This is a genomic window from Marinococcus sp. LNSP9103-4, assembly GCF_056034345.1.
In genome coordinates this window covers 1-13,635 of the sequence record NZ_JBQLIA010000007.1, presented here as the reverse complement: position 1 = coordinate 13,635, position 13,635 = coordinate 1, and the positions used below count along the sequence as shown (strand labels likewise).

Sequence of the window (13,635 nt, the reverse complement as noted above, 5' to 3'; positions counted from 1 at the left end):
CAGCAGTGGCGCACAATAAAAAACGGCGAACAACAAGAAAAAAGAAAGATCTGGTCGACACCGCGCACCGCCTGTTTCTGCAGGAAGGGATAAAAGCGGTCACCATCGAGCAGCTGTGCGCGGAAGCAAGCGCGAGCAAGGCCACATTTTATAAATACTTTACAGACAAAGAAGGCATTTTAAGCGAAATGCTCGACGGCGTGATGCAGGAGTCCAAAGACAAAATGGAAGAACTGATCGGGCAAAGCAGAAAGCATGGGATGACCGAAGAGATGCTTTTGAAGATATTTGATATGAAGGAATACGAATCATTTTTTCAATCAAGCTTTCTCACGGAATTAATGCAGGATTATCCGCATGTACTGGCCGATTACAGCAGCCGTGGCGAAAAGATAGTCATGCCGGTGTTCCGGGAGCTGGTGGAGCTGGCAAAAGAGCAGGGGATTCTCCGGGAAAATATTAATATTGATTTTTTCATGTCGTATGCCATCTCGCTCCGGCAGATGGTGGCCTTCCGGATTCAGCAGGGGGAGGACGTCCCGGGGAGCATGACGCTTGAAGAATACCAGACGCATTTTTATGATTTGTTTTTGTACGGTATCGTTAAAAGATAAGCAGAAGAGCTGCCGGTTGCCGGCGGCTTTTTTTGCGGTAGCTGGAATTTCCACTGGTAGGAGCATTACTTTTTCTGCTACAGTAAAAGTTAAAATAACCAGTTGTTTCAGAAATGATTGGATATGTATCACAAGGGGGCAGAAACGGTGAACATAGGAGAAACGCTGCAGCGACCGGTTTGGAAGGATGCGAGACTGCTTGCCGGAAAAGACGGGGACATCCGGGAGATCCGGCAGGTGAACATGATGGATGCGCCGGATATTGTTGATTATCTGCAGGAGGATGATTTGCTGATAACGACTGGCTATCATTATAAAGATCGTCCTGAGGAATTGAGTATACTCATCGAGCGGATGGACGCTGTAGGATGCGCCGGCATTGGGCTGAAAATCGAGCGTTTTCTCCAGGAGCTGCCGGAGAGCGTCATCGAAAAAGCAGACGAGCTGCAGTTTCCTATTATTGCCCTCCCGGAAGATATCGGTCTTGGAGCAATGGTCAATGATATGCTCAACGACATGCTTTCGGTACGGACAAGAGAGCTGCGCGAAGCGTTAAACATCCACCAGCGGCTGACCGATCATGTAATGCATGGAAAAGGCCTGACAGCACTCCTTGAAGAAGTATGCGAATACATCGGATTTCCGGTTCTGCTGCTGGATGCCTACGACCGTCCGATCTATGCAGGCAAAGGAATGGAAACAGCGCAGGGAGTAATTGAAGCGCACCGCAGGGCAAAACGGGATTTATTTTTAATCGGAAGTACATACAGCAGCTTCTGCGTGTGGGAAACAGCGCAGACGTACACACTGTTTCCAGTACGGACGCATGAAACACGCAGCGGATGTCTTGTGATCGGCGGAGAAATTCCGATTTATGATAACGGACTTGTGCTGATTATCGACCAGGCTGTGAATGTTATCGGGTTCGAACGAATGAAACAGAGTGCCATCGCTCAATATGAACGGAGAGCCCGTGACGAATTTTTTCAAAATTACATTAACGGAGGCTATTCGTCCGATGAAGAAGCGCGAAACCGGGCGGAGGAAATGGGACTGCCAAACAACCGTAATTACGGCTGTGCCGTCGGTATGCTTGACCCCGAGCCCCGGCTTCCGGTCACCTATACCCAGCAGCAGCGGGAAATGGACCACATGTATGAATACATTGAAGGGGAATTGGGCAAATGGCACTCCCCGGCCTGGTTTTTCAAAAAAGAGCGGCAGTGTATTATTTTGTGGGAGGAGGAGCAGCTGCATGCAGACACTGATGAAGCTTCAGTGGAAGCACTGCGGCAGCTGCAGGAGGGGATTCAACTGTTTTTTGACCGCTCGATATCCTTTGGCATCGGAAATGCGGCGAGGACGTTTCTTGATATCCCGGCGTCCTACAAAGAGGCGGAAAACACCTTGTACAACAGCCAGCTTACCGGGGAGCGCGGTTTTATACGCTCCTACTATACAAAGGACATCGCCCAGCTTCTCCGGCTGCTGCCCACCGAAGAGCTGGCCTCGTTCAGCCACTCGGTCCTGCAGGAATTAACGGAGGGGAGCCAGGAGGACCAGGGGCTTGTGCAGACGTTATCTGTCTACCTGGAGTCACACTGCCATGTGGCTGATACGGCCAAACGGCTTTACATTCACCGCAATACGGTGCTCTACCGCCTGGAAAAATGTGAGGAGCGCTTAGGGGTTTCCCTGAAAAATCCCGAAACGACGATGCGTCTGCGCCTGGCACTGCGGGTGCAGAACGTCCTTTCCTCGGAATAATGTAAGATAATCTGCACAAAGCCATTCATTTCCTTAGCGATTATAGATACATTGACTAAAATATTTTGATAATTTTATATAGAACGTCTAATGAAACGAGTCCGGGCCTCCTATAAGATGGATATTAAGGTAACAATAAAAGGAGGAACACCTAATCATGGCTAACGGAACCAACGGGCTTCGGACTTTTTCATTGGGACTTCAGCATGTACTTGCAATGTACGCCGGAGCGATACTCGTTCCGCTTATCGTAGGACGCGCACTGGAGCTTTCAGCAGAACAGCTGGCATACTTAGTGGCAATTGACCTGCTTTCCTGCGGCGTGGCAACCCTGCTGCAGCTGTGGAGAGGAAAACATATCGGCATCGGACTGCCTGTCATGCTCGGCGTATCATTTGTAGCAGTGACCCCGATGATCAGTATTGGCACCAATTACGGCATAACAGCTATTTACGGATCGATTCTTGTGGCTGGACTGTTTGTCGTTATCTTCGCCAGATTTTTTGGAAAATTACAAAAGGTGTTCCCGCCGATCGTGCGCGGCACTGTCGTAACGATTATCGGGCTTTCGCTTATTCCTACCGGTATCAGAAACATGGCGGGCGGAGAAGGAAGCGAAAACTTCGGCTCCCTTTTTAATCTGCTTTTATCAGTCAGCGTACTCGCCGTGATCATTCTTTTATTCCGGATGTTTACAGGGTTTATGAGATCACTTGCTGTCTTAATCGGTATTGCCGGCGGCACGATAGCCGCGGCAGTGATGGGACAGGTCTCCTTTGGAGAAGTGATGGAAGCCTCGTGGTTCCATTTTCCTCAGCCGCTGTACTTCGGGGTGCCGACATTTGAAATTGGACCGATTATCACGATGATTATTGTGTGCAGTGTGATTGTCGTTGAAACGACCGGTGCCTACTACGCAGTCGCCCGTATTACGGAGCGTGAGCTAAACGAGGATGACCTGGTCCGGGGCTACCGTTCCGAAGGGCTTGCAGTCATTATCGGCGGCTTGTTCAACGCTTTTCCCTACAGTACATTTGCCCAGAATGTAGGTCTGCTGGAGCTTTCAAAGGTAAAAACGAGAAACGTTATTTTCTCTGCGGCTATGACACTGATCGTCCTGGGGCTGATTCCAAAAGTTGCCGCCCTTGTAGTCATCATTCCAACGCCGGTGCTTGGCGGGGCGACCGTCGTCATGTTTGGAATGGTTGTCGTTGCAGGCCTGCAGATGCTCCGTGAGGTCGATTTTAATGATCAGTCGAACCAGCTGGTGGTTGCCTGCTCCGTGTCGCTTGCACTGGGCGCCACAGTAGTGCCCGAGCTGTTTTCAAGCCTTCCGGAAGGGCTTGCCATCATCTTCGGGGATGGCATTATCACTGGTAGTTTAGCCGCAATTTTCATCAATCTCCTATTTAATATACGGTGGAAGGGGGAACATGTATATAATGAAGAAAAACAAAGTAAAGCTTGAAGGAGGAGTAGTGTATGCTGACCATTGAACAAGTAAACCAATTATCCCGCAGGGAATTTATCGACACTTTCGGAGGGGTGTATGAAAATTCTCCGTGGGTGGCAGAGGCAGTTGAACCGGTGAGACCAATGGAATCTGTTGAAGACCTGCATCAGCGGATGGCAGGTGTAGTTATGACATCCGGGGAAGAGAACCGGCGCGCATTGATCCAGGCGCATCCTTCTCTCGGAGAAAAGAAACCGATGAGCGGGGCATCCACTGCCGAGCAGGAAAGCGCTGGCTTAACGGAAATGGAAGAGGAGCAGCAGGAAGAGCTGCGGATATGGAACGAGCGTTACCAGGACAAGTTTGGCATGCCGTTTATTATGGCTGTGAGAGGAAAGACGGCAGAGGATATTTTACAGGCAGTACAAACACGTATGGACCATACCCAGGAGGAGGAAGAACGCCAGGCTCTCCGGGAAATTCACCGCATAGCTTTTCTGCGGCTTGAGGCCATCATTGAAGAGGAGCAGACGGAAACGGTGACTGCATCAAACGAAAGTGTGGACAACACGGGGAGCAGTGCCCCGGCCGAAGAGCATGAAGCTTCTGCAGCACTTGCGGCAGAGCCGGCCCGCATGTCGCAGACAGTGACAAGAACAGGCAGTAAAAAGCGGAGAACGATGAGCTACGGTAAAGGTGATGTATTCGCCTACCGGACGTTTTCGATTCCGTTTACAGATATCACGCCCATACCGGAATCTCCGTATGAAGGCACAAATAATACAATTTTCGGTTTGAATGTCTCCGTTAATATTACCGGGGAAGCCTTTCTTCCAAGCTTTACTGAAGGCGACAACAGTATGGTGGTGGCGACGGACTCCATGAAAAACTTTATTCAGCGTCACCTTGGCAGCTATGAAGGCGCAACGGTGGAAGGGTTCCTCGCTTATGTCGGGGAAGCGTTTCTCGAAAAATATGATCATGTTGAAACCGCGGAAGTATACGCTGACCATCTTCCTTTTGAAAAAGTAAATGTAGACGATACGGGATACAAAAGTGGTGTAGTGTTTAAAAAATCTCATAACGAAAAACCTGCAGCGATGGTTAAAGTAGGCCGGACCTCGTTCGGGGCTCCGGAAATTATTGAGCAGGAGAGCTACGTAAAGGACGTCCAGCTCGTGAAAGTAGTGGACAATTCATTTGTCGGATTTATCCGGGATGAATACACGACGCTGCCGGAGGACTCCAACCGCCCGCTGTTTATTTATTTAAATATCGGCTGGACATATGAAACGCCGCAGACTGCCTTCGGACAGAACGGGGAAGGCTACGTAGCTGCTGAGCAGGTGAAGGACATTGCAGCTGCTGTTTTCCATGAAACACAGACGGCCTCGATTCAGCAGCTGATCTATTATATCGGCCGCCGGGTGCTTGAGCGGTTCCCGCAGCTCCAGGAGGTCTCGTTCGAGTCGCAGAACCATACGTGGGATACTGTGGTCGAAGATATTCCGGGAAGCGACGGCAAAGTATACACAGAGCCGCGCCGTCCGTACGGATTCCAGCGCTTTGCGGTACACCGCGAAGATCTGGATCATGAAGGGGAAGTATAAATGGGACTCACAACACATGTGCTTGATCTGGCTTCCGGCCGTCCAGGCGAAGGTATAGCTTTAACGCTGTACCGTCTGGATGGCAGCCGGAAAATTAAAGAAGCAGAACGGATCACCAATGCAGATGGGCGGGTGGATGAACCGCTGCTGCAGGCAGATGATATTCAAACAGCTGCGTACGAGGTGGAATTTCAAACAGGGGAATATCTCCGGGAGAAGGGATGGACAAAGGAGGAGCCGCATTTTCTGGAAACGGTGGCTCTCCGCGTCACGCTTTCGGCGGAAGAAACATCCTATCACCTCCCGCTGCTGTTGTCCCCTTATGGCTATCAAACGTACCGGGGAAGCTGACTAAAAGCCAGGCAAAGGAGGGACCGTATGGCTGTTCATTCTTCAAACATAATTCAGGATCAAATTGATCAGCTGCTGGAGTGGCTAGCCGGCTTTGGAAAAACAGAAGACGGCGGTGTGACGAGGCTTTTATACGATGAATCGTGGCAGCAGGCCCAGGAAGCAGTAAAGATGAAAATGGGGGCAATGGGTCTTGAAGCCCGGTATGATGCCGTCGGGAATGTATTCGGACGCCTTGAAGGCACAGAAAAAACAGATAAGGTCGTTATGACCGGCTCCCACATTGATTCCGTCGTAAACGGCGGCATATATGACGGCGCGTACGGCGTGGCTGCTGCAATGCTTGCCGTAGAAAGGCTGAAGCAGACTTACGGGCGGCCGAAGCAGAGCATTGAAATCGTATCGTTCTGTGAGGAGGAAGGAAGTCGTTTTCCGGTCACGTTCTGGGGCTCGGGCCATATTACCGGAAGGCTGTCTGAAGGTGAAACAGAGACCCTGAAGGATACAGACGGTATCTCTATTGGCCAGGCGATGCGGGCATGTGAATTTGAAGCTGCGGCATCGCTTCCGCTCAGGCGTGAAGACATTGACTCCTTCATTGAGCTTCATGTGGAGCAGGGAGGCACATTGAAAAAGACGAATGCTTCTGTTGGAGTGGTGTCAGATATTGTCGGACAGCGCAGATATCACATTACGGTGGAGGGAGAAAGCAATCACGCCGGAACCACTCCCATGCCGGAACGCAAGGATGCGGTGGTATTAGCCAGTGAACTGATTACAAATATCACCGCGATGGCGAGGCGGAAGGACGAAAGCATGGTGGCTACAGTGGGCAAAATGGAAATTGCGCCAAACGTACCGAACGTCATCGCGTCTAAGGTCGTTTTCAGCCTGGATGTCCGTCATCACAGCAAAGCACTGCTCGAAGAATTCGAGCAGGAGCTCGAAAATCTGTACGCTGCGCAGGCTGAACAGTGCGACATGAGCGTTTCTTCAAATTGCTGGATGGAAGTAGAGCCGGTGCCAATGAGCAGAGACGTATATGAAACGATGCACAAAGCTGCTGAAAGTTTGCATATTTCATCGCAGCTGATGATCAGCGGAGCCGGGCACGACGCCCAGGTCATGGGCAGCTATTATCCGACTGCACTGTTGTTTGTGCCAAGCGAAGCCGGTGTGAGCCATTCCCCGAAGGAATATACCAAATCCAGCGATTTGGAGCAGGGAGTAAAAGTGCTTGAAGAAACACTGTTTCGTTTAGCGTATTAGAAAGGAGAGTAAATATGGGCTATCACCAGGAAATCCAGCCGCCGCTCCGCACGATCATGACACCGGGTCCGGTGGAGGCGGATCCCCGGGTGCTCCGTGCCATGAGCACGCCGGTAGTCGGACAGTTTGATCCAGCCTTTACGAGTATTATGAATGAAACGATGGAGCTTCTTCGCCGCATCTTTCAAACTGAAAATGAATGGGCCTTTCCGGTGGACGGTACTTCCCGTTCGGGTATTGAAGCGGTGCTTGCGAGTGCGATTCACCCGGGGGACCGGGTACTCGTGCCGATTTACGGTCGGTTTGGGTATCTTTTAACTGAGATCGCCGAACGGTACGGCGCAGATATCCACACGCTCGAAAAGGAATGGGGGGCGGTCTTTTCCCCAGAAGAAGTCATCGAGGAAATGGACCGTGTAAAGCCGGATATTGTTGCGATGGTGCACGGCGAAACGTCGACCGGCTGCATTCAGCCGCTTAAAGAAATCGGACACGCCTGCCGGGCACGCGGGATCTACATTGTAGTGGATGCGGTGGCTACAATTGGCGGTGTCCCGGTCAAAACAGATGAATGGTGTCTGGATGCGGTCATCGGCGGGACGCAGAAATGCTTCAGCGTTCCGTCCGGAATGGCTCCGCTTACGTACAATGAACGCCTCGAGCGCCGCTTTCAGGCGCGGAAAAAAGTGGAACGGGGGATTGCGACAGAGGCAGATAAGCAGCCGGAGGCACCGATGATCCGGAGTAATTACTTTGATCTCAGCCAGCTGCAGGACTACTGGGGCCCGCGGCGCCTGAATCATCATACCGAAGCGACGTCGATGGTTTATGCGCTTCATGAAGGCTCGAGACTGATCGTCAACGAAGGGCTCGAATCCCGCTTTGCCCGGCACCGCTATCACGAAGAAGCGCTGACAGCTGGTTTAAAGGCAATGGGCCTGTCGCTGTTTGTTGAAGGCGAACAGAAGCTGCCGGTCGTCACCTGCATTAATGTCCCGGAGGGCATTGACGCAGATGAGGTCCGCAAAATGCTGCTTGAACAGTTCGGGATTGAAATCGCGTCGTCCTTCGGACCACTGCACGGCAAAATCTGGCGCATTGGCTCCATGGGCTACAGCTGCCGGAAGGAAAACGTGCTGGCTGTGCTCGGAGCGCTCGAATCAGTGCTTTTATACGCCGGGGCCCAGGTGAATCCCGGTACTGCCCAGCAGGCAGCCCTGTCCTTTTATATGCAGGAAAAAGATACAAAAGCTACGGCTGAAGTATAGGAGGACACATAAAAATGTATGATCTGCTGATTAAAAATGGAACCGTTGTCCGCCCAGCCGGTACAGAAGTAACTACGGTGGCAGTCTCAGACGGAAAAATAGCAGCCTTTGGCGTTTCTGATGAAACCAAAGCGCAAAGCGCAGTAGACGCTGATGGAATGCTCGTCATGCCGGGAGCGGTAGATGTTCACGTTCATTTCAGTGAGCCCGGCCGGGACTGGGAAGGCTTTGAAACAGGCTCCCGGATGCTTGCAGCGGGCGGCATCACTACATATATGGATATGCCGTTAAACGGTATTCCTTCTACGATCACCACGGAAAATGCCGAAGAAAAAGCAGCGCTTGGCCGGCAGAAATCCGTCCTGGACTTTGGGCTTTGGGGTGGCCTCGTGCCCGGGGGAGTAGGACATATTCCGGCTATGGCGGCGCGGGGCATACGTGTGTTCAAAGCCTTTATGTCGCCGAGCGGCAATCCGGAATTTGAACGGGCGGATGATGAAACGCTGTTCCGGGGGATGCAGGCAATTGCCGGGCACGGAGGAATGCTCGGTCTTCATGCAGAAAGCGCACCGGTAGTGAGTACGCTCAGCCGGCAGCTTGAGGAGCAGGGGCGCACGGAAGCGGATGATTATTTGGCTTCCAGGCCGGTGGAAGCAGAGCTCGAAGCGGTGCAGCGCGCCCTCGTTTTTGCGAAGCAGACAGGCTGTCCGCTGCACTTCGTACATATCAGCTCTGCTGAGGCGATCCAGGTGATTCAGCGCGCAAAAGCAGCCGGACAGGATGTTACGCTCGAAACCTGCGCCCATTATCTGATGTTTGACCACGAAGCACTGCGAATGCGCGGAGCTGAAGCAAAATGCGCGCCGCCATTACGGGAGGCCCCGGTACAGCAGGAGCTTGTATCCAGATGGAAGCAGGGGGATATAGATATGGTGACCTCCGATCATTCACCGTGTCCGGAAGAGTTGAAAGGAGGCGGGCTGTGGCAGGCGTGGGGAGGTATTTCGGGCGGTCCATACACGCTGTTGAGTGTACTCGAGCTCACAGCGAAGCACGGCCTGCCGTGGGAAAAAGCAGCAGCTTGGACTGCAGAGCATCCGGCGTACCGTTTTGGGCTGCATCAAAAGGGGAGCCTGGAAGAAGGGAAGGATGCAGACATCGTGCTGATCGACATCCACGAAGAAACGACAGTGACGCGCGGAACGATGCACATGCGTCATAAGCACAGTTTGTTTGAAGGGCATCGTTTTCCACACCGGATTCATTCAGTCTGGCAGAGGGGCACAGAAATTTATAACGGAAAAACTGATACATTTACAAACAGACAAGGAAGGTGGCTGCAGGAATAATGATCCGGCAGCCACTTTTTTCAGCGCAGAAGGCGGTTAATGAATTTACGTGCTGTACGGTTGGCAGAGCGGCGCGCGAGGCGTTTACCCAGAGATCCGTTTTTGGCTGCCTTTACATCACCAGTCACCCGGTTCGCCTTTAAAATCGTACGTGCGATCTTTTGAAAAGCCATATGGACACTCCTTTCCGTGAACTTCTTGTTGTATAGTATATATCCTTATTTGCACAAAAATAAGCCTCCAAATGAATTTCATTTGAAGGCCTGAAGGCGGAAATAATTTATTTCAGCAGCCATTCGTGATCCGGATCATTATGGAACTTCCACTGGCGTACCGGCCCGGCCATGACATTTAAATAATAAGCCTGGTAGCCTGCAGGAGCTGCCACCGGATGGTAGCCTTTAGGTACCATCACGACATCGTTGCTGTTTACGACCATCGTTTCATCAAGATCTCTCGGATCGTCGTAAACGCGGTGAATCAGAAATCCGCCTTTCTCCGGATCCACTTTATGAAAGTACGTTTCTTCAAGATAGGACTCGTGCGGAAGATTTTCGGTATCGTGCTTGTGCGGCGGATAGCTCGACCAGTTTCCTTCCGGTGTATACACCTCCACTACGAGCACGCTCTCGGCTTCTTCAGAATCCGGGAGGATATTATGCACTCTCCGGGACATGGAGCCGGAGCCGCGGTCTTCTGTTCCTACCTCATCCGGACCGATCAGGCGGGCGTTGTACTTTCCGGTTGCCGGTGCCTTACAGACGGCGAGTTCAATATCTGTAGTAGCCTTGACCTCGAAGCGGTCTTTGGCCGGAACGTATACTGAATACGGCGGAATTTTTTCGAAAACACTCATGCGCTTGCCGAGGTTTTCAAAGGATTCATTGCTGGTCTGTATGTCTGCTTTGCCGCTTAACAGCACGAGACATGCTTCGTTATCCTCGGTGTCAGCCTGAATGCTTTCGCCCTCCTGCACACGGTACACCTGGAAGCCGACATAACTCCATCCGGCGCTCTCCGGGGTAACATCGTGAATTTTTTGTGCGTTGGTGTCTGGTTTTACAACTAAGTTTGGCATACATAAACATCCTTTCTAAGAGGTTTCAATTGTTTCGGATTCCACATCAGCAACATATACGGTTTTCTTCTCTTTCCATGCTTTTGCTGCAGCCAGTGCAGCCGTCTGGGCGGCAATGCCGTCATCACCGGTGCAGACAGCCGGGGTGTTGGACTGCACGGATTCAGCGAACATTGCAATTTCGCGCTGAAACGCTGTTTGATAACGTTCGAGGAAGAAATGCACCGGCTTTTCCGATTTAATAAAATCGTCCTGCCACCACTCCACCTGATGGATTGGCTGGTTCGGCACTGTGGCTGCCCCGTTGGAGCCAAACAGCTCGAGGCGCTGATCGTAGCCGTAGACCGCCCGCCGGCTGTTTTCAATCACACCGACCGCCCCGCTTTCGAATGTTAAAGAAATAACAGCCGTGTCAATGTCGTCGTAATCGTTGAACCGCTTATCGGTCAGCGCACCGCCGTGCACAGAAATCGCTGTGATATTTTCTCCCATAATATAGCGGGCCATATCAAAGTCGTGAATGGTCATGTCCACGAACAGTCCTCCGGATTTCGCCACGTATTCCATGGGAGGCGGGGAAGGATCGCGTGAGACGATCTGAAGCATCTCGGGGGTGCCGATCTGGCCATTAATCCGCATCTTCCGCACCTGCTGAAAGGAAGGATCAAAGCGGCGGTTGAAGCCGAGTTGAAAAACAAGGCCCGCTTCTTTAGCCGACTTGACGACCCGGCGGGATTCTTCAATATCAAAGCTGATTGGCTTTTCACAGAAAATATGTTTCTTGTTTTGAATGGCCTTATCAATGAGAGAGATATGCTCCGAGGTGGCAGCGCAGATGAAGACGGCATCAATTTCGGGATCGTGAAGAATATCTTCAGCGTTAGACGTAACATACTGCGGAGAAAAGGCCTGCTCGATTGTTTCAAGAGCAGAGGTGTTTATATCTGCGACAGCCCGGAGAGCAGTGGCCGGAAGATAATGAAGGTTTTCTATATGCAGCCGGCCGATGCGCCCGGCGCCGATAACACCTATATTAACCATATGCAGAACCTCCATAAAATGTATTTTGAAGAAAGCGCTTAACTTTAATGTGAATTATACATTAATGAATCGCTTACATCAATCAAAGAATGAGATTTTTCAGAAAACATGCAGCAGCGTTCACCTTTAATATAGAAATTAAAGAAAAATCAAAAAAATACTTTACATCTGAATGCGCTTTCTTTAGAATCAAACGTATAGAAGAGGAAAGCGCTTAACCATAAATCGATTAAAATAACGAAGGGTGGTTATGTTTTAATGGAATTTCCAAAAAACCGTTCAAGGGATCTGGTTGGCATGGGCCGGCTGACGATTGATATGAACGCGAATGAAATCAACCGTCCGATGGAAGAAACGCGGACGTTTACGAAATATGTGGGAGGCTCCCCGGCAAATATTACGATTGGGGCATCGAGACTCGGTCTCAGCACCGGCTTTATCGGCAAGATAGCAGATGATCAGATGGGTAATTTTATCCGCGGCTACTTTGAAGAAAATAATATTAATACGGAAAATATAAAAACAGACGATACGGGGGCGGTGACTGGTCTTGCCTTTACGGAAATTATCAGTCCGGAAGACTGCAGTATACTTCTGTACAGAGACAACGTAGCGGACTTGAAAATCAGTCCGCTCGAAATTTCCGAGGAATACATTAAAAATACATCCGCGGTAATGTTTTCGGGCACGGCGCTTGCTGCGAGCCCTTCCCGGGAAGCGGTCTTTCTGGCGGCAGAGTATGCGCATAAACACGGGACGAAGGTGCTCTTTGATATTGACTTTCGTCCGGCGACGTGGAAATCAAAGGAAGAAACCGCCACGTACTACAACCTGCTGGCTGAAAAAAGCCATCTGATTATTGGAACAAGAGACGAATTCAATATGATGGAAAACATGGAGTCAGAAATGGATGGAAGCGATGATAAGACTGCTGCAAAGTGGTTTAATCACTCGGCGGAGATTGTGCTGATTAAGCACGGAGCCGAAGGCTCGTTTGCCTACACAAAGGACGGGGACTATTTCACCGGGAAAACCTTTGAAACTGAAGTGCTGAAAACATTCGGGGCAGGAGACGCCTACGCTTCCTCCTTTGTTTACGGTCTGATGCAGGGGTGGGAAGTCGACCGGGCAATGGATTTTGGCGGTGCGTCTGCAGCCATTGTCATTTCCCGGCACAGCTGCTCCGAAGCGATGCCGAATGCGGAAGAAGTACAGGAATTCATTGATGAAAGTGTGAGAAAAGGTACCATAAAGTCCTAAGAGGACAGAATGCTCAGGTATAATCATGTGAAAGTACTTCAAAAAGCAATTCTATAATTTGTTTATATAGAAAGGACGATGAAGAATATGCAGGAACAAGCAATAACCACACTGAAAAATTTTATCGGCGGCGAATGGGTGGAGTCCCGGTCGGCGACCGACAAGGTGTACAATCCGGCCACCAGTGAGGTGATCGCCCACGTGCCGCTCTCCTCGAAGGAGGAAGTGGACGAAGCCGTGAAGGCGTCCAAAGCCGCCTACCGGGCCTGGTCGAAAAAGCCGGTCCCGCAGCGGGCCCGTATCCTGTTTGCCTACCAGCAGCAGCTCATCGAACACTGGGACGAGCTTGCCGAGATCATTACGCTCGAAAACGGCAAAAACCTGAAGGAAGCCAAGGGCGAAGTGCAGCGCGGCATTGAGTGCGTGGAATTCGCCGCCGGGGCGCCGACGCTGATGATGGGCGACCAGCTGCCGGACATTGCCACCAACATTGAGTCGGGCATGTACCGCTATCCGATCGGCGTGGTCGGCGGGATCACCCCGTTCAACTTCCCGATGATGGTGCCGTGCTGGAT

The 13,635-nt window shown here is 51.1% G+C and carries 13 protein-coding genes; 10 read left to right on the top strand and 3 right to left on the bottom strand.

The features are described 5' to 3' along the window. Window positions 1–5: 5 nt before the first annotated feature. The 8 genes from ACTRXG_RS06745 (at window position 6) to allB (ending at window position 9,681) form a co-directional block, all read left to right on the top strand. Window positions 6–614, top strand: coding sequence for a TetR/AcrR family transcriptional regulator (locus tag ACTRXG_RS06745; RefSeq protein ID WP_474261369.1), 609 nt, complete (start codon window positions 6–8; stop codon window positions 612–614). Between the two features lie 147 nt (window positions 615–761). Continuing rightward, the gene (locus tag ACTRXG_RS06740; protein ID WP_474284399.1) at window positions 762–2,381 is read left to right on the top strand and encodes a PucR family transcriptional regulator; all 1,620 of its coding nucleotides are present in this window, start codon (window positions 762–764) and stop codon (window positions 2,379–2,381) included. Between the two features lie 157 nt (window positions 2,382–2,538). Continuing rightward, complete coding sequence (locus ACTRXG_RS06735; protein WP_474277898.1) at window positions 2,539–3,849, top strand: nucleobase:cation symporter-2 family protein; 1,311 nt, start codon at window positions 2,539–2,541, stop codon at window positions 3,847–3,849. A 14-nt stretch (window positions 3,850–3,863) separates the two neighbouring features. Then, the gene (gene pucL / locus ACTRXG_RS06730) at window positions 3,864–5,444 is read left to right on the top strand and encodes a factor-independent urate hydroxylase (RefSeq protein WP_474284398.1); all 1,581 of its coding nucleotides are present in this window, start codon (window positions 3,864–3,866) and stop codon (window positions 5,442–5,444) included. Next, window positions 5,445–5,795 carry a hydroxyisourate hydrolase gene (gene uraH / locus ACTRXG_RS06725; protein ID WP_474277902.1) on the top strand — a complete coding sequence of 117 codons (351 nt, stop codon included), beginning with the start codon at window positions 5,445–5,447 and terminating at the stop codon, window positions 5,793–5,795. It abuts the gene before it with no gap. 27 nt (window positions 5,796–5,822) lie between these two features. Further along, window positions 5,823–7,064, top strand: a complete 1,242-nt coding sequence (gene allC / locus ACTRXG_RS06720; RefSeq protein ID WP_474284397.1) for an allantoate deiminase — start codon at window positions 5,823–5,825, stop codon at window positions 7,062–7,064. Window positions 7,065–7,078: 14 nt separating this feature from the next. Then, complete coding sequence (locus ACTRXG_RS06715) at window positions 7,079–8,332, top strand: pyridoxal-phosphate-dependent aminotransferase family protein (protein WP_474284396.1); 1,254 nt, start codon at window positions 7,079–7,081, stop codon at window positions 8,330–8,332. A 14-nt stretch (window positions 8,333–8,346) separates the two neighbouring features. Continuing rightward, window positions 8,347–9,681, top strand: coding sequence for an allantoinase AllB (gene allB / locus ACTRXG_RS06710; protein WP_474284395.1), 1,335 nt, complete (start codon window positions 8,347–8,349; stop codon window positions 9,679–9,681). Window positions 9,682–9,701: 20 nt separating this feature from the next. Here the strand turns inward: allB and ACTRXG_RS06705 are convergent, their stop codons facing one another. From ACTRXG_RS06705 to iolG, 3 genes are all read right to left on the bottom strand, one after another. Beyond that, a complete protein-coding gene (locus ACTRXG_RS06705) occupies window positions 9,702–9,854 on the bottom strand; it encodes a hypothetical protein (RefSeq protein ID WP_474261377.1) in 153 nt (50 codons plus the stop codon). Between the two features lie 107 nt (window positions 9,855–9,961). Beyond that, complete coding sequence (gene iolB / locus ACTRXG_RS06700) at window positions 9,962–10,759, bottom strand: 5-deoxy-glucuronate isomerase (protein ID WP_474284394.1); 798 nt, start codon at window positions 10,757–10,759, stop codon at window positions 9,962–9,964. A gap of 15 nt (window positions 10,760–10,774) precedes the next feature. Beyond that, window positions 10,775–11,800, bottom strand: coding sequence for an inositol 2-dehydrogenase (gene iolG / locus ACTRXG_RS06695; RefSeq protein ID WP_474284393.1), 1,026 nt, complete (start codon window positions 11,798–11,800; stop codon window positions 10,775–10,777). A gap of 258 nt (window positions 11,801–12,058) precedes the next feature. On the opposite strand from iolG, the gene iolC reads away from it, so the two are divergent. Further along, a complete protein-coding gene (gene iolC / locus ACTRXG_RS06690) occupies window positions 12,059–13,060 on the top strand; it encodes a 5-dehydro-2-deoxygluconokinase (RefSeq protein ID WP_474261381.1) in 1,002 nt (333 codons plus the stop codon). 87 nt (window positions 13,061–13,147) lie between these two features. Then, window positions 13,148–13,635: aldehyde dehydrogenase family protein (locus ACTRXG_RS06685; RefSeq protein ID WP_474284392.1), on the top strand; the 488-nt coding region annotated here is incomplete at its 3' end.